This is a genomic window from Atribacter sp. (genome assembly GCF_035418125.1).
GTDB lineage: Bacteria > Atribacterota > Atribacteria > Atribacterales > Atribacteraceae > Atribacter > Atribacter allofermentans.
Window position 1 is genome coordinate 1 of the sequence record NZ_DAOLQM010000014.1, and the last position, 19,388, is coordinate 19,388.

The following is a 19,388-nucleotide window of genomic DNA, read 5'->3' on the forward strand; positions in this document are numbered from 1 at the left end:
AATATCGTTGTTGTTCTTCTGAGAGGATATGCCCAGAACTTCCTAAGCGAGGATTGGACTGAAAATATTCATAGATTTGGAATAAATCAAAAGCAGCTAAAATCCTTTCTACCATTTCTTGCTTAGCTTGATTCGTCTCATCGATCACTCTTTTTAATCGTTGGTATTCTTGATCCAAATCTATTTCATAATCACCGAAAGCCGATTGAGCTTTTCGATGTGACTCATAATCAGACAACTTTCTTTGCTCTTCAATCTGATGAAGCTTTTGAAGTGAGTTATTGTGCATAACAAGAAGATTATAAAGCTTTTCCCCGATGACGTAACCCAATGCTTTATCAATTCCATAACGTCTTTCGATATTTCGAGCAGCTTCCACCCAGAGTTCTGGTTGATTTTCATAGGCAAAAATTGAATACACAATGACTCACCTACTCATCAATTAAAACATCATAAATATTTAACCTGATTAGAATGACTGAGTTCTTGATAAACCCAGCCCTCACAAAAGATTTTAAGAATGTCGGAAAGCCATTTTATTGCAACCGTTTTATGGCTCAACCTTGGTCAATCCGGGACTTTGAATTTGTTTCCTTTTCTTTATATAGTTAAAAGATAAAACCGCTAAGAAAAACATGATGATTGTAGAAACAAGGGGAAGGAAAAGACCCACATGCAAACCAGCATACTCAGAAGCTATACCCATACCAAGAGGCATGAGCATTCCACCAATTCCACCTGCGGCAGTTAGAACTCCCGAGATAGTCCCACTGTATTGAGGAAAGATAGAACCAGCTTGAGCCATAACTGTTGGATAAATCCCTGATAAAAAGAAACCCAATAATATAAAGAGTATTATAATTGGATTGATTGCCTGAATAGTATAGATGAGTAGAAAAAATACTGCAGAACCTAAGCTCAATAAAACCAAGGTTCGCGAATACCCTACTTTTTCCGATATTAAACCGGTTAAAAGCCTCCCTATCGTTAAGCCGATAAAAAACAAAGAAAGAGTAAATGATCCAATCGATTGAGATACGTTCCTAGTATTAATCAAGTAGGTAGGAAGCCAACCAGCAATTACTTGTTCGGCTCCCACATAGACAAAAAGAAGCAATATAAGTTGTATAATAATCCTGTTTTTCAACAGCATAGCAACATCTGATAATTTTATAGTTTCCTCATTATCCACCCTTGAGAGATGAATGGGGAATAACAGAAGGAAAAATAGAATCGGGAAGCAAGCAGTAAAGAGAAAAGCCAGTCTCCAATTCAATAAAGACGTAGAAGCAAAAGTAAAAATGAGCGGTCCGCTCAATGCTCCAATTCCAAAGCACATATGGAGCAAACCTAAGCCAATTCCTTTTTGATCTCCTGATATATCGATAAACAAGCCATTTAACCCACCATCTAAGGCTCCCAATCCTGTTCCAATAAGAGCTACAGAAAAAAAGAGAATAATTTCATTTCTCCCCAAAATAAAAGCAATCAAACCCGAAGCCATCAAGGTTGCACCAATAAGCAGAAAGGGTTTCTTACCAAAGAAATCTGACGCGACTCCCGCCGATAAAACCGAAATAAAATAAAATACACCTTGTACAAAAAAAAGCACCCCTACTAGCGAGAAACCCATCCCAAATTCATTTATTAAACTAGGAATGGCTGGACCAATTATCGTATTAGCAAGGCCTAATGAGACAAATCCCAAATATCCAACAAAGTGGGTTTTGGTGAAGGTCATGATCTATTATTCCTGCTTTTAAAATTTTTTTAAAAAAAGAGTTTAGCAAATAAATAATTTAGAGCTCAAACGGTGGTTCATTTATAATCGAATTTATTATATCCATAATTTGATCCATTTTCTCCACATCACCACTGATATTTAACCAGATTGCTCCCTCGGCTCCACCAACTCCCCCACTGGCAACCAGATCACATTTTACTTCCGAAAGGAGCGATATTGCATCTATTTCAGTAAAAACTTCTCCTGGAATCGGTAAAATCCTTGGTCCAGACGATTCGGAAGCATTCATTCTAGTAACTATTTCATCAAGATTCCCAAAAATCCGTTTTTCTAAACCAACTGGAATTATCAAGCGTACCCGCTTACCTACAACAGCTTTTAAAGCTGTAATCACGGTTCCTCCTTCAGGGTGACCTATAAGAACTGCTGCTCGTTTTCCCAACACATCAAGAGCATTTGCTCCTTTTAAAATTACATCTCCATGCTTCAAGTCATCAATAACATCATAAATAGTTTTCCCTTTTAACCACTTACCTTGTGCAATAACCACATCTCCTGGAAATCCACTTTCATCCGGTCTCCTTCCTGTCTCTGACATCAATTGAGCCGGTGGAAGTACAATACCTCGATAGAAGCATTTTCGGTTAAAACCATTGGATTGCCCAATCAGTGCCAATATTTCCTCGGCAACATATCCATTGGTTGTCCCAGCCACAATCACAACTATTCCCGAGTTAAGCGTTGATTGCACATCAGGATGTGTAGCTATGGCTTTGGCTATCAATCTTTTCCCTGCCGCCGGTGTCAGAACAACCTGAGCCATTCTATTCTCTCCTTAGGTATATTTTATTTTATAACAATCTCTCAAATAGGTGCTTAGCACTCCGTTTTCAGTTCCTCGTTCATTATATCGTAATCTTTTTTTAATGCCAAAAACTTAAATTATGATATTACATCCTCTAAAAAAGGTATTGAAGATCCATTTAAATATTTCATTTTTATAAATAAACCGTAAACTTTCATAACACATTGTGACACCAGATGAGGATGTAAAAAAACTGAGGGTGAGAGGGGGAAAATGGGCGAGAGGGTGCGAAATTTTTAGGAATGTATTGTGCAACGTAGCAATCTCATCCACCCACTCTGTCATTCTAAGGTGTACAATTTTTTTTCCGGACATTATAAGAATTTCATTCATTCCAATTCTACAATCCTACAAATAATATAAAGATGACTCATCAGATTGCCACGACTTCAAATAATGAGGTCTTGCAATGACGGATTGGGTTGATAAGATCCTCACGGCTTCTGAATACGAAGCCTCAAGATGACGAATTAAAGGCACCCTCCCCGTCGCGAAAACGGCACACCTCCAAGGAGGGGAATTGTTGAATTGTTCCCCCATTGAGGGGGGATTCAAGGGGGGTGTGCCTTGCTTTTTTGATCATTCTTTTTTTCCCAATATTGATATTTTCAGGATAGACATTTATACCATCTTTGCGGTACCAAATGAGGATGAAAGTTTAGGATTCGACATGCTATGGCATGTCGCTACATTAATCGAGCGCAATAAATTGTCGCTCTTACATAAAAATATCCTTTGGTAGGGGCTTGATTTATCATGCCTGTGGGTTTCCAGGATAGGAACCAATAAGTTCAGTTTCGGCTAAAATATGATTTTTCATCCTTTGAAGTAATTTTTTCCTGGTAATCTTTTCATCTTTTTCTATGAGAATATCCAGGGCAAATAGTTTAAAAAGGTAACTATGTTTTCCAAAAGGAGGATTTGGTCCAGTATATCCAGGCTCCCTTTTCCAATTCCTCCCTTGGCATATCCCATCTGTTAAAAACGATTGGACAGGAATTCCTTCTGGAAGTTCGTTGTAGTTTGCTGGAATATTATAAATAATCCAATGTGTAATTAATTTTAATGGTGAGTTAAGATCTATACAAATTAAAGCAAAACTTTTGGTATTTTCTGGAGATCCTTTCCAAGTCAATGGAAGAGAAAGGCTTTTTCCTTTGACTGTATTAACAATTGGCATAGTCCCATGATTCTTAAAAGAACTGCTTTGCAATTGAAAAGGTGACATTTGGGTCATTTTATTATCTCTCCTTTCATTTTAACAATAGCAAAAGCGTATTCTCAAACCGTAGAAAATTTTCAGAACCAATATAAGCAACTTTTTAAATGAATAATTTTTTGTGTTTAAAAATGGCTATATAGAATATATTATTGGGCTTTTGCCAGAGCGTTTTCTATCGCCTTAAGGTAGGCTTTCGAAGTTAGAGTAGCACCGCTTATTGTGTCCACCTGTAGTGATTGCGCATTGATAATTCTTTTATAAAGTTCGTTATGTTGTGTATTCTCTTTACCTGGATCTGAAGATCCGATGAATTTAATGCTGGTCACCTTCCCTGAAGCGACTGTCACCTCAACTTTATTTGCCCTCCATTTGTACATTCCACCTTCATATTCTCCATTATAGGTTCCATCTTTCAGTTCACTAAAATCAATCAAATTGATTGGTAAATTTCTTGCTTCCTGATGTTCTTTCATTAATGATGACCATTTGGTTATTCCTATAATACCGACAATAGCAATTATTATTAAAACAATAATCCAACCCATTTTCCTTCCCTTCTTTCTTTTTGGTTTCATCTTACTTTTATTTTCCATACCAATTCTCTCTTTCAACATTTAATTAATTACCTTTGCAGTTGTAGAACTTTTTAAAACCTTGAAATATTTCTATTGATCAGAAAAAATTAAACCCTCCATAATAAATTTTGTTAGATATTCTAATACCTGAGGAAAATACTGAAGACCAATCTCCTCTTTGTGAGTATCAATATTGATTAAAGCAGTAAAAATTGCCATAATCATCTCAGCATCGATATCGTTTCTCATTTTTCTTTCATTTTGCCATTTTTTTACTATCTCTATAAAACTCCCATACAAAAAATCAACGCTATCAAGTCCTTTTTCTTCTCGAAAATTTCGCTCAATTTTATGGAAAACCTCTTTGTTATACCATTCCTTCAAAATAGGATTTGAGTTCATGCCTCGATAATTCAGCAACATCATTTCTTTCATCACAGTAATTGGGTCACCTTCTAAATGAACAGAATCCATGATGCTTTTTTTCAATTTTGTGTTTTCTTCCAAATAGATTTCGATAAACAGTTTATCTTTTGAAGGATAGTAGTTATAAAATGTACCAGTTGCCACACCTGCAATTTTGGTTATTTCAGCAACATTGGTATCTTTATATCCCTTATCACTGAAAAGTTTTTTTCCGCTTTCCTTAATACGTGCTTTAATATCAACCAAATGAATTACCTCCTTGGTATATATAGACAATACTTTACATATGTTTAAGCATCTTTTTTCCTAAAAAATCAAAAAAATACCCCATCATTTTTTTGATTAATCCTAACTTGGTTTCATAATAATAATCAGACTCAAACCAGCCTTGGTCTTTATAATAGTAATAATCAAAATAATGAACATCGGTGGTTTGAATGGCTGTTCGGGTCATTCTGAATAACATCAATCTGAAGAATGAAGGAAATGAAGGAGTTGACCGAATCAGTCTTTTGTAAAATCTCTCCGAAGATTTCTTGATCTCCTGTTGGAGTTTTTTCTCTCGAATTTCAGTCATGGGTTCTAATGTTCGTACGCAACAACCCTTTGTCACAGTAAATCCAAGATTTCCTCCCATACTTTCAAGATACTTACGAATATCATTTCCGCCAAACGTACCCTGAGTCACAACCGCCGTAAATGTTTTTCCAAAAAATTTCGGCCGGTGTAAAATATAAGCAAGTCTGTCCATTAGGTTTTTCATGCGTGCTGGAACCTGAAAAGCATAATTCGGTGTAGCAAAGATAACACCATCGGATAGTTCCAGTTTTTCAAGTAAAAGATCCCTGTCATCCTTAAGAGGACAAAATCCTTCTCCCTTATCAAAACATAACTTGCAGCCCTGACAGAACTCCAGGCGATAATCACTCAGGAAAACGTACTCAAAGTTGATATCACCATATTGCTTCAAATTTTTTTCATATTCCTGAACGGCCTGATAAGTCGCTTTCTTTCGCGCACTTCCGATAAAAGCAGTAACTTTTTTCATGGAAAGAATCACCTCGTAATAGATTAGATAATCTATAACAATATGAATGAATAATATTATATTCATTCATATTTTACACTGATTGAATTCCTTGTCAACTCATTTTGTATTTTTTTTGAAAAATATTTGGAAGTAGGTATTGATAAAATTAGAACGACTCTAGGTAAGCTGGAAAGATTAATGCTAATCAAAAAGATATATAGAATTTCACGTAATTTTTTAGTATTAAATAAAGAAGAAAATATATACTCAAGAAACAACCTTCCCCTTTAGAAAAGAGTGTTAGGAGGATTTGAATTTTTCCTGCTCCGTCATTGTGAGGAGCGTTCTATGCGACGTGGCAATCTCATTTAGAGAATTTTTAAATAATTAAAAGATGAGATCCTCACGGCTTCGAAATACGAAGCCTCAGGATGACGCCGGTGGCGTCAGATGAGATCCTCACGCGGGAAAACACCGCTTAGGAAGCCTGATTAAAGACATCCTCCCCGCTGTAAAACGACACCGTTCGAACAAGGAGGGGAATTGTTGAATTATTCCCCCATTGAGGGGGGATTCAGGGGGGTGTGCCTTGCTTTTTTGATCATTCTTTTTTTCCCAATATTGATATTTTCAGGATAAATTAACCGACCTCGTCCGGAATGCTTCTGGCCAGTCGATGTGCTGGACCTGGCTGAGAAGTTGGCTTTATTTAGGGAATAAACTAAAAAAACAAATTGAAGAAAAGAAGACTTGATTTCTCTGCTAATTATATTTTGAAAAAATTCTAAAGGCAAAAGAAGATTATCGTAATGGAAAAAGAAGAAGTATTAATTGATTTCAAAGTTAAATCCTAGTCAATAAGAATTCATTAAGTCTAGTTACACCAATTTTCCCTTATCTCATAAACCATTAATCGGAATTCTTTTTATAATAAGCCCAAAATTCTCTTTCTTCTCTTTTCTTACGCAGTCTTATCCATGAGTTCAAACCATTTTTTGAATCGCCAAAAGGACAACCAACATTTTTGTAATCAGTATAAAAAGCACCATCTGCATTCAATGTAACCGGTATAAATGCTTTATAGGAATTTTCAAAAAAGTATTTAACTTCATAATAAATCCGTTTAATTTTTTTGAGATATCCCATGTGATTCATAACTTCCCCACTCCTCATCCTTTAAAAAACTTTTTGCTTAGTGACTTTATCTTTATAGAATAGGTTTATGATTTTCCATATCCCATTCGATGAATCTTCACTCATTCTTTTATTAAATTATACACCTTCTAATTGATAGTTTTACTTTCCATCTCCAATCCTTCTCAATCACTGGCCTAAAATTATCGTTTATTTACCTGATAAACCTATTAAAACTTTAAAATATATGCTTTGGATATTTTTAATTTCTTTAGGAAAATGATAGAAAAATTCAAGAATCAAGACCTGACCCTCTGGATTCTTCAAGTTAAAACTATTAATTTAATAAGGAGTACTGGAATTTTAATTTGCCAAATGCTGAGCATTTTAAATTGTCTTATACATTAAAAACTCAAGAATCAAGGCTTGGCCACAGATTTTTGTTTAATCCCTCGTTCTTTCTCCTTATCTATAATTCTTGCTCAAAGGTGAAGTAGAAGTTGTAAGAAATTTTCTCGAGACTTCATTGAAATGAGGTTTATTAGGAAAAAATTACTCTAAAAAATACATCTTCTTTTATTTAATTGAAGGCATGTTATGGAAAAGAACTATCCTCACAATTTATAAATTAACTCTGACAATTTTCAAAAAAAATAGATTATATCCTTTTACTCGACATGGAAACTTCAATGTCTTTAATAAAATCTTTTAATTTTTCCTTTTTATTCATATAAATACCTGCACATATAACATCAAAAATTGCTAACTGGGAAATTCTTGAAGCAAAACTCTCACTTGGTAAAGGAACTTTTCTGGTTGGGCTACAGAGACAGCAATCGGAAATTCCAGCAATAGGAGAATTTGGAAAGGATGTAATGCTTACGATTTTTGCACCTCGTTTTTTAGCTATCTTTAAACAATCATATATATCTTTAGTGCACCCAGAATATGAAACAGCAATAATAGAATCGTTATTACTAAGACTTAAAGAACGAGTAATTTGAAAATGTGGGTCAGTTGAGGCACAGCAATTCAAACCAAGTCGAGTTAATCTCTGTTCTAAGTCAAGGACCACAGGCGCAGAACTACCAACCCCAACCAATATGATACATTTGCTTTTTGTAATAATGTTTATTGCCCTTTCTATGCTCTCGAGAGTTGTTATGTTCTTTATTTCTAAAAGAGTTTCAACATTCACTCCAAGGACAAAGTTTAACAAATCAGATAATGACATATTTTCGAAATCTTGAGGAAGGTCAACACCAGATAAAAAACCAGATGAATCCGAAGAAATATAACGAAGAATTTCAATTTTAATATCTTTATAACCTCTAAAATCCAGCTTTTTACAAAACCTATCTATTGTTGTTTTACTAGTATGTACCTTCTCTGCCAATACGCCTATTGGTAAATACGGAATACTAGCCATATTTTGAATTAAATAGTCAGCAACTCTTTTTTCCGCTGGATCTAATATCTCATAATTACTTTTGATTTTATATAGAATATTTTCCATAATAAATAAACAATAGAACCGCTATAAATAGTATTTTTATTTTCTAATAATTATTATAGCGGTTCTATTATAATATTTTCTATTACTTCCTTAAAATTTCTTATTTATCTCATAATATAGAAAAGAGAATATTTTTTTCTTTATCTTTTAAAGATATCTCCTTTAGCTTTAGCTTCATCCCATGCAGCTTGTATATCTTTAGCTAACTCCTCAGCAGTTTTTTGACCAGCTATTAATGCTTGTAACCCATTCTTAGTAACATAGTTTACATTTTCCGGTAATACAACATCTAAATTATAGCCATGACCTTGAGGGAGAGAAGCACCAATAATCGCTTCCTGCATCATTGGTGGGATTTTTTCAACTATCTTTGTTATATCAAACGTTGCAGGTGGAATAATGTATCCTTCGGTTACCCACCTTTCAGCAACACTTGGCGAGAAAAGGTAGTCAATAAAAGCAAAAGCTTCTTGAGGATAATCAGTATTTGCAGAAACTGCGAATGCTGAACCTATACCTGCTGCTGCCCTCAGAGGTAAACCTTCTGTTAAAGGTGGTAATAATAGAAAATCAATTATACTTGGATCATCCATTATTTCCATAATATCAGCAATTAACCATGTTCCAGTAATATGAGTAGCTGCCTTCCCAGAGTAGAAAAGCATATTTCCTTCATCATAATCTATTGCATTTACATCTGGCGGGAAATATCCCTTATCTTGTAAGTTTTTAAATACATTCCATGCTTCAACAAATTCGGGGCTATCCCATCGCCCATCTCCAAATAATACGTTTTCTATCATATCTTTTCCAGCTACGAGTTCATAAAAATAACTCTGGAGGTGACCACCTCTTCCTGGATCCCGGTTTGCAAAAGCAATAGGTAATATGTTAGCTACCTTTGATTTCTCACAAATTTCCAAATAATCATCATAGGCTTTTAAAGTTTTCAAATTAGGTTCAGCTTCATAAGGAACTACTAGATTATCTACTCCCAAATCTTTTAAAATATTGTTGTTATAATAAACACATGTATATTCAATTTCGTTTCCAACTCCATAGGTTTTACCATCATACGTACATCTTTCTTTTGTCCAGGAGAAAATTTTGTCGTTCCAGCCCATTTGTTCATATACATCTGTAAGGTCATATACTAGTCCAGCTTTAGCCAAAACACCCAAAAATCCCGGTCCAGAATCGTAATAGAATATATCAGGACCAGCATCAGCAGTAAGAGAAACCTTTAAAACTTTTCGGATGCTTTCGGTATCCATAACGCTTCTTTCAACTTGGATTTCAGGGTTCATTTCTTCAAATTCTGCAATTACTGAATCCATAAAGCGCGACTGGGCTTCAGGGAAGAATTGATCCCAAATAATAATGGTTTTTTTATCCTGAGCACAAACACTGAACCCCAATACCAATACCAATAAAATCGTAAGTAATAAACCGTATTTTTTCATTTTATCCTCCTTATAGTCTTATATATTTAATCTCTATTAACGCAATCTATTAAGCCATCGATATAACCACCTCACCTTTTTAAATATTTGGTACTTTTTATGAAAACTTCGGTAGTAAAATTTTCTTATCCAATAACTTGCTAATCAAAGATGCTTGGGCTGCTGTTTCTAATTCAACTATGCGATAATACGCCTCTTTTAAATTTCCCCCTATACTAATAACACCATGAAATTTTAATATTAATATTTCACAAAATTTAATTTCTAAAGAAGTTGAAACCTTCAAGTCTTCACTCCCAGCAGGTAGGGGAGGTATAATTTTATATCCATTCTTTAGAAAATACTCTTGCTCAAAAGTTGCGAAACTAATATCTTCTTCTAATGAAATAAGTGTTGTTGATACTAAAGGATGAAGGTGCACAATGGCTCTTATATCTTGGCGATTTTTATAAATTGCGAGATGCATGCCTGTCTCTTGAGATGGTTTATGCTCAGTTTTTTCCAAAGGCAAACCTTGGTCATCAATTAACAAAATATTCGATTCATCCAGCTCATCAAGAGCAGCGCCTGTTGCAGTTATTAGATATAAATTATCATCAATTTTCAACGATATATTTCCTCCGATCGTCTTAATCAAACCATCTGCAACGGCTTTTAAAGCAATCTTAGAAATTTCTTTTTTATATTCGTTATAGTTATTCATATTTGAGCCTTTCCTTCAAATTTAAAATTTTCCAAATATTGAGTAAAAATCTTATACATTAAATATTTATCTTGATATAATTTACTAATTTCAAAATTAGGTTTATAAAATTTATCAACTTTAACCAAGTCATTTACCATGTCTTTGAGTGTAGATTGTTTCAAACCAGACATTGCTACTATCGCTGCTCCAAAAACTGCTGCATCTTGAATTTTTGGTTTCGAAATATGTTTACAAGTAATATGTGATTTTAATTGTGACCAATAATTTGATTGCGACCCTCCTCCAAAAGCCCTTATTTCATTTATTTTTTCATCAAATTTATTTTCCAACCATTCAATGTTTTTCTTCACTTCAAAACAAGAAGATTCCAAAAAAGACTTAAAAATGTCTTTTATATCAACTGAAAGGTCAAGCATAAATAATCCGCCCTTGAGGTTGGGATTTGGTTTAGGGGTTCCTGAACCGGAAAAATAAGGAAAGAAAATTGGTCTTGTTGGATTATATTCGAGTTTATTTTCAAAAATCTTAAAAAATTCTGCAGTATTAGATAATCCATTTTTATTTTTTAATAAGCAAATGTTCTCTTTAAGCCAATTTAAAATAACAGCTCCATTTAATGATCCACCATTTATAAAATATGTATCATCTATAAAGCAATTATTCTGATATCCTGCTTCTAAATCATTTTCTTCAATTGGCTTATTTAAAATAAAACCTATACATTCGGTAGTCCCAATGCTATCGCTTACTATTCCTGGTTTAACAACTCCCCCACCAATTGCAGCAATAGATTGGTCAAATCCCCCGCTTATCACTATCACTTTTTCTTTAAAACCCAATTTTTCCGACCATTTTGGCATAATATAATCAATTGCTGTTCCAATAGGTTCTTCTTGAGCAAATAATGAAGGATTAATATTAAATGTGTCCAAAATTTCTTCAGACCATTGTTTCTTTTTAATATCAAAACACATAGTTCTCGATGCTAAAGAAAAATCAATAACCGGTTTACCAGTGAATAAATAAATCAAATAATCTTCCCAACATAAAAATTTCCAAGTTTTTTGGTAAATCTCTTGTTGATTATGCTTTAGCCATAATATTTTTGAAAGTGACTGCATTGGATGAAGAGGTTGACCGGTAATCGTATATAGTTTCCCCTTATTAAACTTTTCTTCAATATATGAGAATTCACTCAAACCTCTAAAATCCATTGGCATTAAGGTATTACACAGAGGTTTTCCATCCTCTCCGATTGGCGTAAATGCTTCACCTATAACTGAAAATGACAACGAACACACCGGGTCCTTTTTTACCTTTGCATTAACCTTATAAACACATGCTTCAAATGCAGTTAATACATCTTGAGGAATCAATTCAATGAAAAAATTTTTTCCATGTTTGAGTTGATATGACATCTTTTCTGAGGCTATAATTTCACCTTTTTCATCAATCGCTATCACTCTGCATCCCGACGTTCCCAAATCTACTCCCATGTAACTCATTTCAATAATCTCCTATCCCTTAACAGCTCCTGCTGTAATTCCTTCTATAAAAGTGCGTTGAAATATAAGATAAACAATAATTAAAGGCAATGAAACAACTGTAATTCCTGCTGCAATTTGGCTATAATTCAGCGTATAACGTCCTCCCTTAAGAAACATTAATCCCAAAGGGATAGTACGTAATTTTTCACTTTGTATCAAAAGCAGAGCAAGAAGGAATTCATTCCACGACCAAATCGTTTGAAAAACCACGAGTGATAGTACTGCAGGTTTTGCTAAAGGTAAAAAAATTGAATAGAAAGCCCGGAAATTTGAACATCCATCGATTTTAGCTGCATCATATATTTCATTTGGTAAATTCATGAAAAATGAACGCATCAAAAATATACCAAAAGGTAATCCTATACCTGTTTCAGCAAGAATTAAGCCGCTTAGTTTATTAATTAATCCATAATTTTGAAAATCATAAAATAGAGAAATAATAATGGCTTGAACTGGTATAGTAAAACCAAGAATAAACATATAGAATAAAATATCTCTACCGATAAATTTCATTTTTGAAAAGGCAAATCCGGCAATTGAAGATAAAAAAACCACCAAAATTACGTTTGGAATTGTTACTATTAAACTATTGGTAAAATAAATATTAAAATGACCTTTGTACCATACCTCTGAAATATTCTCGATATGTAATTTTTTTGGAAGGGAGAAAGGATTTTCTGAAATTTCCATATTGGTTTTAAAAGCCGACGACCATATCCAAATGAATGGAATAATCGATATTATTAAAAATAGAATGGCAACTGTATATTTACCTACATTGATTAAAATTGAATTTCTATTCAATTTTTCACTTCTCCTCTCTTAATCGAAGAAAAATTAGTGTACTAATCGAAACAATTAGTGCTAAAATCGTTGCCATACTACTTCCGTAGCCGACCAAACTATGCTCAAATGCTCTTGTATACATATAGGTTCCAACAACTTCGGTTGAATTAAATGGACCCCCTTTAGTCATCACATAAACAATATCAAACACCTTAAAGGAACCAATTAAAATATAGATAATTAATAAGTTAATTTGATTTCTTAAGCTTGGAATAGTTATATAACGAAAGGATTGAATTCTATTTGCTCCGTCAATGATAGCTGCTTCAAATAGGTTTTTATCTATATTTTGCAAACCAGCAAGAAAAATAGTCATGCAGAAACCAAAGAATGTCCAATTACCAGCTAATATTACTGAAGGTAAAGCCCAAACAGGGCTTCCTAACCACCCTCGGCTCAATGCTCCTAATCCAATCATTTTAAGAATTTTATTAGCAGCACCAAAAACGGGATTATAAATCCAACCCCAGATTATTCCTACAATAATTAAGCTTGGAATAACCGGCATAAAATAACTAGTCTGAAAAAGGAAACGAATTCTTTGATTTTTAATACTCCATAACAGAACAGCGAGCAATAATCCAAGAATCATAGGTATAAAAATTGAAGCTACTATCCAAGCTAAGTTGTTTCGTAAAGCAGTTAAAAATATAGGATCAGAAAATAATTTCTGATAGTTTTTTAAAAAAACAAATATCTTTTCTGAAGCTCCATCCCATTCATAAAAACTCAAAACAATAGTATTTAATAATGGCTTTAGTACAACAATAACATAAATAACAAACGCAGGAAGAATAAAAAAATAAGCCTCGAAACTATTTTTAAAAGATGCTTTTTTATACATTTTTTCTTTTTCCTTTCGCATTATTAAAATCATAATGTTATTTTGTTACATTGTCAATAATTATTTGTAATTATATTACATCTTCCCTTCTTCTTTGCTTTATATAAATTCTACAAACTAAAACAAACTTCTTTAAAAAGCTTAAATGTATTTACTTGAGAAAATCTCAGAGCATTAAAATGGACTTTCTAATCAATTAAATTAACTCACAACGTTAAGCAAGAGTTTAGGGATAAGCTTTTTTTATAATTACACAATTTATAATAAGAGTTTTGAGTAAATCAAAAAACCGATACTATTTTTTGGATTTTATTAGAAATTAAGGTACCTAAAAAAAGATTATTTCGAATAGCATAACAAAATGGCTGTGGTAGGCCAGGCTGAAAACAGCTAATCACAATCTTTTAAGTTTTTTTCAAAACTTCAAAGATTAATACCGTTTTACAGAAGTTTTTAGTCATCGGATATTTTCTTTCACAATGAGGGATTGGTTTTTTTACCTTCGTTTTCTTTGTCTCTATAGGTTTTTTTATAATACGATACTGGTAGGCTGAAAATAAATTATTTTCTTTTCAAATATATTTTATATATTAGGGGCAATTTTAATATTATATATTTTTTTGACCTTTGTTTGACCAAAGCCGATTTGTGCAATATATATGGTTGGAATAATAAAGGTGATTTTTTATACCAGTGTATAGTATATATATGGTGGAAATATTGATTTACTCTCTCAGAAAAAACCTTAATAACACCTATCAATTTCTTCCTGCAAATCCTTCATTTTTAACTGGCTGTTAGCCATAGATCGACTATATATGTCTACTAATTTATCGCCGACGTGCAATATATATACCATAGGACAACTCAAAACCTTTGAGTAAAAAAGCTTACTCTTTTCTCCTTGTTTCATTAAAACCCAGACTTTTTCAAACTAACAATTCACATTTAAAAAACAATCTAAACCGCTTAATCAATTTATCTTCAATATCCTCTGACTTTTGCATTTGAAAATATCAATTATTTCTTTAGATCCTAAGTCAATTTTTTCTAAATAAATTATTGAAAGGGGGTTGACATAATTAAAAATGAACACTCATTAAAGACTCATGGTCTCCTTTGCCAGACCAAAGTGGTTGCTACTATGAACAAGAACCAAAACAAAAACTTACTAAGAAATTTCTAGGTAAAGAGGTTTAGAAAACTATTTCATAAGTGAGGTATTGCTTGATGAATTTAAAATGTGGAATTACTCCAAAGCAATTCAAAGACATTATTAAAAAGAACCTGCAGTTGAATAACCCAAAAACAATTATGGTATGGGGCGGACCAGGAATTGGAAAAACTGAAATTTGTTACCAATTAGGAGAAGAGGAAAAAACACCAATCGTTTCTATGATTCTCACCCTCTACGATCCAACCGAAGTCAAAGGATTAATGATTTATGACCCAGAACTAAAAATAGTTAGAACCGTTCCAATGATAGACCTTCCCAAAGAACGATTCATCTTCCTAATTGATGAAATTAATACTGCTCCACCAGCAGTTCGTGATGCCTGTTTGCGAATTATCCAAGAGAAAAAGATTGCTGATACCCAGCTCCCAGAGGATACCATGATTATCCTTGCTGGAAATCGTAACCAAGACAAAATAAATCCCAGTCGATTCACCGCTCCTTTCATCAATCGTTGTTGCCACCTGATGTTAGAACCAAGCTTTGATGATTGGAAAGAATGGGGATATGTATCAGGAAATATTCATCCCTCTATTTATGCTTACCTCCAAAGGTTCCCTGAACACTTCGTTACTCCACCTTCAATTGATCGGCCATTTTGCACTCCTCGTTCCTGGAAGAATGTGAGTGATGTGCATCAGTTTGATAATCCCTTCTTGGTCTATGGATTTGTGGGTGAGGATGTAGGAATAAACTTTTTCAATTTTATAAAACATTGCGCTGATATTGAGAAAGACCTAGAGAATATCTTCAAAGGAAAGAATATCTTTCCTGAACCCTCCCAGATAGAACGATCATGGATGTTAGCAACTATCCTTCCTGTTTCAGCGAAAAATGATGAGCAAATCCAACGCTTAATGGAATATTCAACTAAAGCTCCAGAATATTGGAACACCTTTGCAATCTGTATGATTAAGAACATGGTTCTCAAGTTTAATTTTCAAGAAATTACCAAGCTGGCTAAGAGCAAATATGCCCATGAATTCAGCCAACGATTCAAAGAACTTCAAATCTATAACTCAGGAGCGTGATATCAATGTCTATCTATCAAGAGATTCAAAAAATATTAATTAAGTTTATCTTGAATAAACCGGTGATTGGGTCAATCTGCTTGCGAATGAAGTATGAAGAAGCAGTTATTCCACCCATTGGCGCTATAGCGAGACCAATTGGTGTGAATCCAGTGACCAATACCATTATCTATGACCCGGAACAATTTAAAGTGCTTGATATCTCTAGCCAAGTTTTGGAATTCATGTTAGCCCATGAAGCCCTCCACCTATTGACAGGATCATTGATTCGAAGAGGTGACCGAGATCCATATTTGTGGAATATTGCCTGTGATTACGAGGTGAACTACCTACTCCATGATATAGGATTTAAAGTTCCAAAAAATGCTCTCTACTCTTCCTACTTTCATAATAAATACTATTATGCCGAAAAGATTTATGAGATACTCCTCAAACAAGCCAAAAAAAAGTTAAAAAGAAAACCATGCGAAGGTGACAACGATCAGAAAAATTTAAACAATTACTTTCCTTACCAGAAAAGAAAGCAACTTGATAACCACGTCTACCCTCAAACTCAAGGTGAAGTAATCAAAGCTAAGTTATCTACTCAAAATGCCCTCTCAACAGCAGCACAAATCGAACGAAGCATAAAAGAGATCGAAGGATGTGGAATTCTTCCCGCTTCCCTGAAAAGAATGATTGATAAGCTGATGACGCCCACAGTCACCTGGAAAAACTTCTTGAGTGATATATCCACAACCATCACCAAGAACAACTATAGTTATCGCCGCTGCCACCCTTACTACCGCCAACAAAACATCTACGTTCCAACCCTTCATACTCCAGAAGCAAAAGTGATCCTGATTGTCGATACATCGGGAAGTATTGGCGAAAATGAGCTTCGACTTTTTATCTCTGAAGTTTTGGCCATCATTCAAGTGTTTAATGTTACCTTTTTAACCTGTGATGCAGAAATTTACAAAGAAGATATTGTGGAAAATGTTATGGGAATAGAAGAGATTCTGGAACATATCAAAGGAGGCGGAGGGACCGAGTTCAAACCTGCATTCCAATGGATAGAAGAGAATGTTTTGGATAATTACACAGTCATTCTCATGACTGACGGGCATAATATTGATAAAAGGATTGATGTTCCACTTTGCATCGAGCAAATAGTGGTCCTTACAACAGACAAAAAGCCATCTGGCTTAGAACCTGATATCCTCATCAAGGTAGAGCTTCATGAAGAACAAAGCTGGTAAATATTGCCTAATAAGTAATTTGAAAGATAAGTATTAGAAAACAAAACGTTTACGTTTCTAACCATAAATCTAAAATTAAAATTTGAATTTTAATCAGAAAGGAGCTGTATATTTTAAATGATGAGAGAAGATAAGTTTGTTCAAGTCCATGTAAACGTTGAAAAAACTCCAGAACAAATTGTGTACCACCTTATCGTCCATCCCAGCCTGGAGCGACCAAAGGGATGTTTTTCCTCTACCAAAATCGGCGAAATTATTTTAGAGCGTCTTCCCGATCAACTCTATACTTTCACCCTGAAAACAGCAATGGAATGGGAACAAGACGCTAAACTAGCAGAAAAGAACTGCTTTTGTCTCACCCTCTTTGCGTCAAGCATCACCAAGCTCCTGAACCAAATTGTCAGCGAGGAAATACCAGAACTCTCATTCTTGGCTGGAAAACTGAAGTATGGATCAATTGAAAATGTTATAGTTGATTGGTCTAAAACTAATCCAACCTATCATTTTGCTGGAATTATTTTCGATTATAAAGAAAAGCTGGGCATACCCGACCTTGAAAAAGCACGGTCTTTCTTATCCCTTACTGATACCACCTATTTGGTCAATAAACAAATTACTATCGTTCTGCTCATGCCGGTCAACGATTCTCGTTGTTTTACCGCTATCAGTAATAATCCTATTATATCCTTTCACCAAATCAACCAATACCTGTGGTGGAGTTTTCACTTTGATCACTATTTCTCAAAAAGTGATTTTGTGTCAACTAAACTGGATTCAGAACATGGTTACAACGTTATCGAAGATATACTCATTTATACTCGACCAATATTAAACATTGAAGATGTCCCAATTCCCCTATGGGATTTCATTAAGAAACACTACAATTTTCTCCCGCCTTTCTTCGATGAGGAAAGTTTTTCAACTGCTTTAATCCTTTCCAAGATAAAAAATATTTAGAAGCATTATTCCACTAACTAAACATTATATCTGGATCGGAAGTTACCCCTTTCTTATTCACTAAAAATTTGCTTCAGAAATGTATCTTTCTTTTCTGATTTCTTTTTTGTTCTCCTCTACTTTTAACAATTAATACAATTCAAGAATCAAGACCTGACCCCAGATATTTGACAATATATTTCTTCAAGATATCTCTCTTTATCCTCTTTACCGTTGCTTTTTATTCTCTCCGACCTAATTGGAAGAACTTTCGAGCAATCAGAATCAACCAAATTGCCGTAGGAATGAGAGAGATGAGGGAGATAAAAACACCTATTGACCCGGCGGTCGGTGGTACGAACATCAATAAACTCGCCAAGATTCCCATATAAGCGGTAACTTTGCTGAAGATTGAGCTGCGCACCATGATAACCGAAACGATTAAAAGGGCAATAGCGCTAATGATATAGCTCACATTGAACGCTGTACCTTGCCAGATCGCAAGCATTACCTGACCTGCAGCCAGCAACACCGATCTCTCTGTATCCGTGGCAGCAAACGCGTATTGGTTACTTAGGGAAAGCATCTCGAAAGCTGCGGTCGATGCGAAGTAGGTCGTGATCCCGACGAGCTCGAGGATCAAAGCAATTGCCATGAAAGATTGATTGAATCGTTTAAGGGCAGCCCAGAGAGCGAGAAACACCAAACCCAATAAAGCATAATCGACAATTAACAGCAAGTCCATGTCGAGCAGTCCCACAAGCTTATTGGTCTGAAAAAGATTGAACCAGCCGATCACGGTACTTGGTGGTGGCCAGACGATTAAGACAACAATCTGGATCGACATGAGCACCAACACAGTAAGTGCAGCTATAGCACCAACTTTATAAAGACTCTTCCAAACCGAGTCGTCAGCTTCAGTATGAGTAATAGGATCTATCATTTTTTCTCCCCTCCAAAAATATTTATCTTATATAGATATTAATGAATAAAAAATACCTTTATCCTGAGCACTCACTTTTTGAGGG

Annotated in this window: 18 protein-coding genes; 3 read left to right on the forward strand and 15 right to left on the reverse strand. The window is 34.4% G+C overall.

Features of this window, described 5'->3' with window-relative positions; genetic code table 11:
- The 14 genes from PLK24_RS01910 to PLK24_RS01975 all read right to left on the reverse strand — a co-directional run.
- Positions 1–421 (reverse strand): hypothetical protein (locus PLK24_RS01910; protein WP_324476049.1); only part of this gene is annotated, 421 nt, incomplete at its 3' end.
- Between the two features lie 129 nt (positions 422–550).
- Entirely contained in the window at positions 551–1,741 is a 1,191-nt protein-coding gene (locus PLK24_RS01915; RefSeq protein WP_324476050.1) for an MFS transporter, read from the reverse strand.
- A gap of 58 nt (positions 1,742–1,799) precedes the next feature.
- Positions 1,800–2,567, reverse strand: coding sequence for a hypothetical protein (locus tag PLK24_RS01920; protein ID WP_324476051.1), 768 nt, complete (start codon positions 2,565–2,567; stop codon positions 1,800–1,802).
- A 796-nt stretch (positions 2,568–3,363) separates the two neighbouring features.
- Positions 3,364–3,846, reverse strand: a complete 483-nt coding sequence (locus PLK24_RS01925) for a YbhB/YbcL family Raf kinase inhibitor-like protein (protein ID WP_324476052.1) — start codon at positions 3,844–3,846, stop codon at positions 3,364–3,366.
- Between the two features lie 131 nt (positions 3,847–3,977).
- A complete protein-coding gene (locus PLK24_RS01930; RefSeq protein WP_324476053.1) occupies positions 3,978–4,406 on the reverse strand; it encodes an FMN-binding protein in 429 nt (142 codons plus the stop codon).
- A 90-nt stretch (positions 4,407–4,496) separates the two neighbouring features.
- The gene (locus PLK24_RS01935; RefSeq protein WP_324476054.1) at positions 4,497–5,078 is read right to left on the reverse strand and encodes a TetR/AcrR family transcriptional regulator; all 582 of its coding nucleotides are present in this window, start codon (positions 5,076–5,078) and stop codon (positions 4,497–4,499) included.
- 34 nt (positions 5,079–5,112) lie between these two features.
- Entirely contained in the window at positions 5,113–5,880 is a 768-nt protein-coding gene (locus tag PLK24_RS01940; protein WP_324476055.1) for a flavodoxin family protein, read from the reverse strand.
- Between the two features lie 891 nt (positions 5,881–6,771).
- Positions 6,772–7,017 (reverse strand): hypothetical protein, encoded by a 246-nt coding sequence (locus PLK24_RS01945; protein ID WP_324476056.1) that lies wholly within the window; start codon positions 7,015–7,017, stop codon positions 6,772–6,774.
- Between the two features lie 637 nt (positions 7,018–7,654).
- Positions 7,655–8,512: a MurR/RpiR family transcriptional regulator gene (locus PLK24_RS01950; RefSeq protein WP_324476057.1), complete on the reverse strand. Its 858-nt coding sequence runs from the start codon at positions 8,510–8,512 to the stop codon at positions 7,655–7,657.
- A 140-nt stretch (positions 8,513–8,652) separates the two neighbouring features.
- A complete protein-coding gene (locus PLK24_RS01955) occupies positions 8,653–9,975 on the reverse strand; it encodes an ABC transporter substrate-binding protein (RefSeq protein ID WP_324476059.1) in 1,323 nt (440 codons plus the stop codon).
- Between the two features lie 97 nt (positions 9,976–10,072).
- The gene (locus PLK24_RS01960; RefSeq protein WP_324476060.1) at positions 10,073–10,678 is read right to left on the reverse strand and encodes a class II aldolase/adducin family protein; all 606 of its coding nucleotides are present in this window, start codon (positions 10,676–10,678) and stop codon (positions 10,073–10,075) included.
- On the reverse strand, positions 10,675–12,186 hold the full coding sequence (locus tag PLK24_RS01965; RefSeq protein ID WP_324476061.1) for an FGGY-family carbohydrate kinase: 1,512 nt from the start codon (positions 12,184–12,186) through the stop codon (positions 10,675–10,677). The genes PLK24_RS01960 and PLK24_RS01965 overlap by 4 nt, the downstream gene beginning before the upstream one ends.
- Positions 12,187–12,198: 12 nt before the next feature.
- Positions 12,199–12,918, reverse strand: a complete 720-nt coding sequence (locus PLK24_RS01970; RefSeq protein WP_324476062.1) for a carbohydrate ABC transporter permease — start codon at positions 12,916–12,918, stop codon at positions 12,199–12,201.
- A 118-nt stretch (positions 12,919–13,036) separates the two neighbouring features.
- Complete coding sequence (locus PLK24_RS01975) at positions 13,037–13,918, reverse strand: carbohydrate ABC transporter permease (protein ID WP_324476063.1); 882 nt, start codon at positions 13,916–13,918, stop codon at positions 13,037–13,039.
- Between the two features lie 1,230 nt (positions 13,919–15,148).
- Here PLK24_RS01975 and PLK24_RS01980 point away from each other — a divergent pair.
- From PLK24_RS01980 to PLK24_RS01990, 3 genes are all read left to right on the forward strand, one after another.
- Positions 15,149–16,183 (forward strand): ATP-binding protein, encoded by a 1,035-nt coding sequence (locus PLK24_RS01980; protein ID WP_324476068.1) that lies wholly within the window; start codon positions 15,149–15,151, stop codon positions 16,181–16,183.
- 5 nt (positions 16,184–16,188) lie between these two features.
- On the forward strand, positions 16,189–17,424 hold the full coding sequence (locus PLK24_RS01985) for a vWA domain-containing protein (protein WP_324476064.1): 1,236 nt from the start codon (positions 16,189–16,191) through the stop codon (positions 17,422–17,424).
- A gap of 117 nt (positions 17,425–17,541) precedes the next feature.
- Positions 17,542–18,381 carry a hypothetical protein gene (locus tag PLK24_RS01990; protein WP_324476066.1) on the forward strand — a complete coding sequence of 280 codons (840 nt, stop codon included), beginning with the start codon at positions 17,542–17,544 and terminating at the stop codon, positions 18,379–18,381.
- 220 nt (positions 18,382–18,601) lie between these two features.
- Here the strand turns inward: PLK24_RS01990 and PLK24_RS01995 are convergent, their stop codons facing one another.
- Positions 18,602–19,303 (reverse strand): hypothetical protein, encoded by a 702-nt coding sequence (locus PLK24_RS01995; RefSeq protein WP_324476067.1) that lies wholly within the window; start codon positions 19,301–19,303, stop codon positions 18,602–18,604.
- Between the last annotated feature and the right edge of the window lie 85 nt (positions 19,304–19,388).

Excerpts from the sequence above, each read along its gene's own strand:
- PLK24_RS01975 (WP_324476063.1), bottom strand. The coding sequence starts at position 13,918 with ATGTATAAAAAAGCATCTTTTAAAAATAGTTTCGAGGCTTATTTTTTT.
- PLK24_RS01940 (WP_324476055.1), bottom strand. The coding sequence starts at position 5,880 with ATGAAAAAAGTTACTGCTTTTATCGGAAGTGCGCGAAAGAAAGCGACT.
- PLK24_RS01925 (WP_324476052.1), bottom strand. The coding sequence starts at position 3,846 with ATGACCCAAATGTCACCTTTTCAATTGCAAAGCAGTTCTTTTAAGAAT.
- PLK24_RS01970 (WP_324476062.1), bottom strand. The coding sequence starts at position 12,918 with ATGGAAATTTCAGAAAATCCTTTCTCCCTTCCAAAAAAATTACATATC.
- PLK24_RS01955 (WP_324476059.1), bottom strand. The coding sequence starts at position 9,975 with ATGAAAAAATACGGTTTATTACTTACGATTTTATTGGTATTGGTATTG.
- PLK24_RS01930 (WP_324476053.1), bottom strand. The coding sequence starts at position 4,406 with ATGAAACCAAAAAGAAAGAAGGGAAGGAAAATGGGTTGGATTATTGTT.
- PLK24_RS01990 (WP_324476066.1), top strand. The coding sequence starts at position 17,542 with ATGATGAGAGAAGATAAGTTTGTTCAAGTCCATGTAAACGTTGAAAAA.
- PLK24_RS01915 (WP_324476050.1), bottom strand. The coding sequence starts at position 1,741 with ATGACCTTCACCAAAACCCACTTTGTTGGATATTTGGGATTTGTCTCA.
- PLK24_RS01985 (WP_324476064.1), top strand. The coding sequence starts at position 16,189 with ATGTCTATCTATCAAGAGATTCAAAAAATATTAATTAAGTTTATCTTG.
- PLK24_RS01995 (WP_324476067.1), bottom strand. The coding sequence starts at position 19,303 with ATGATAGATCCTATTACTCATACTGAAGCTGACGACTCGGTTTGGAAG.
- PLK24_RS01945 (WP_324476056.1), bottom strand. The coding sequence starts at position 7,017 with ATGAATCACATGGGATATCTCAAAAAAATTAAACGGATTTATTATGAA.
- PLK24_RS01965 (WP_324476061.1), bottom strand. The coding sequence starts at position 12,186 with ATGAGTTACATGGGAGTAGATTTGGGAACGTCGGGATGCAGAGTGATA.
- PLK24_RS01960 (WP_324476060.1), bottom strand. The coding sequence starts at position 10,678 with ATGAATAACTATAACGAATATAAAAAAGAAATTTCTAAGATTGCTTTA.
- PLK24_RS01980 (WP_324476068.1), top strand. The coding sequence starts at position 15,149 with ATGAATTTAAAATGTGGAATTACTCCAAAGCAATTCAAAGACATTATT.
- PLK24_RS01950 (WP_324476057.1), bottom strand. The coding sequence starts at position 8,512 with ATGGAAAATATTCTATATAAAATCAAAAGTAATTATGAGATATTAGAT.
- PLK24_RS01920 (WP_324476051.1), bottom strand. The coding sequence starts at position 2,567 with ATGGCTCAGGTTGTTCTGACACCGGCGGCAGGGAAAAGATTGATAGCC.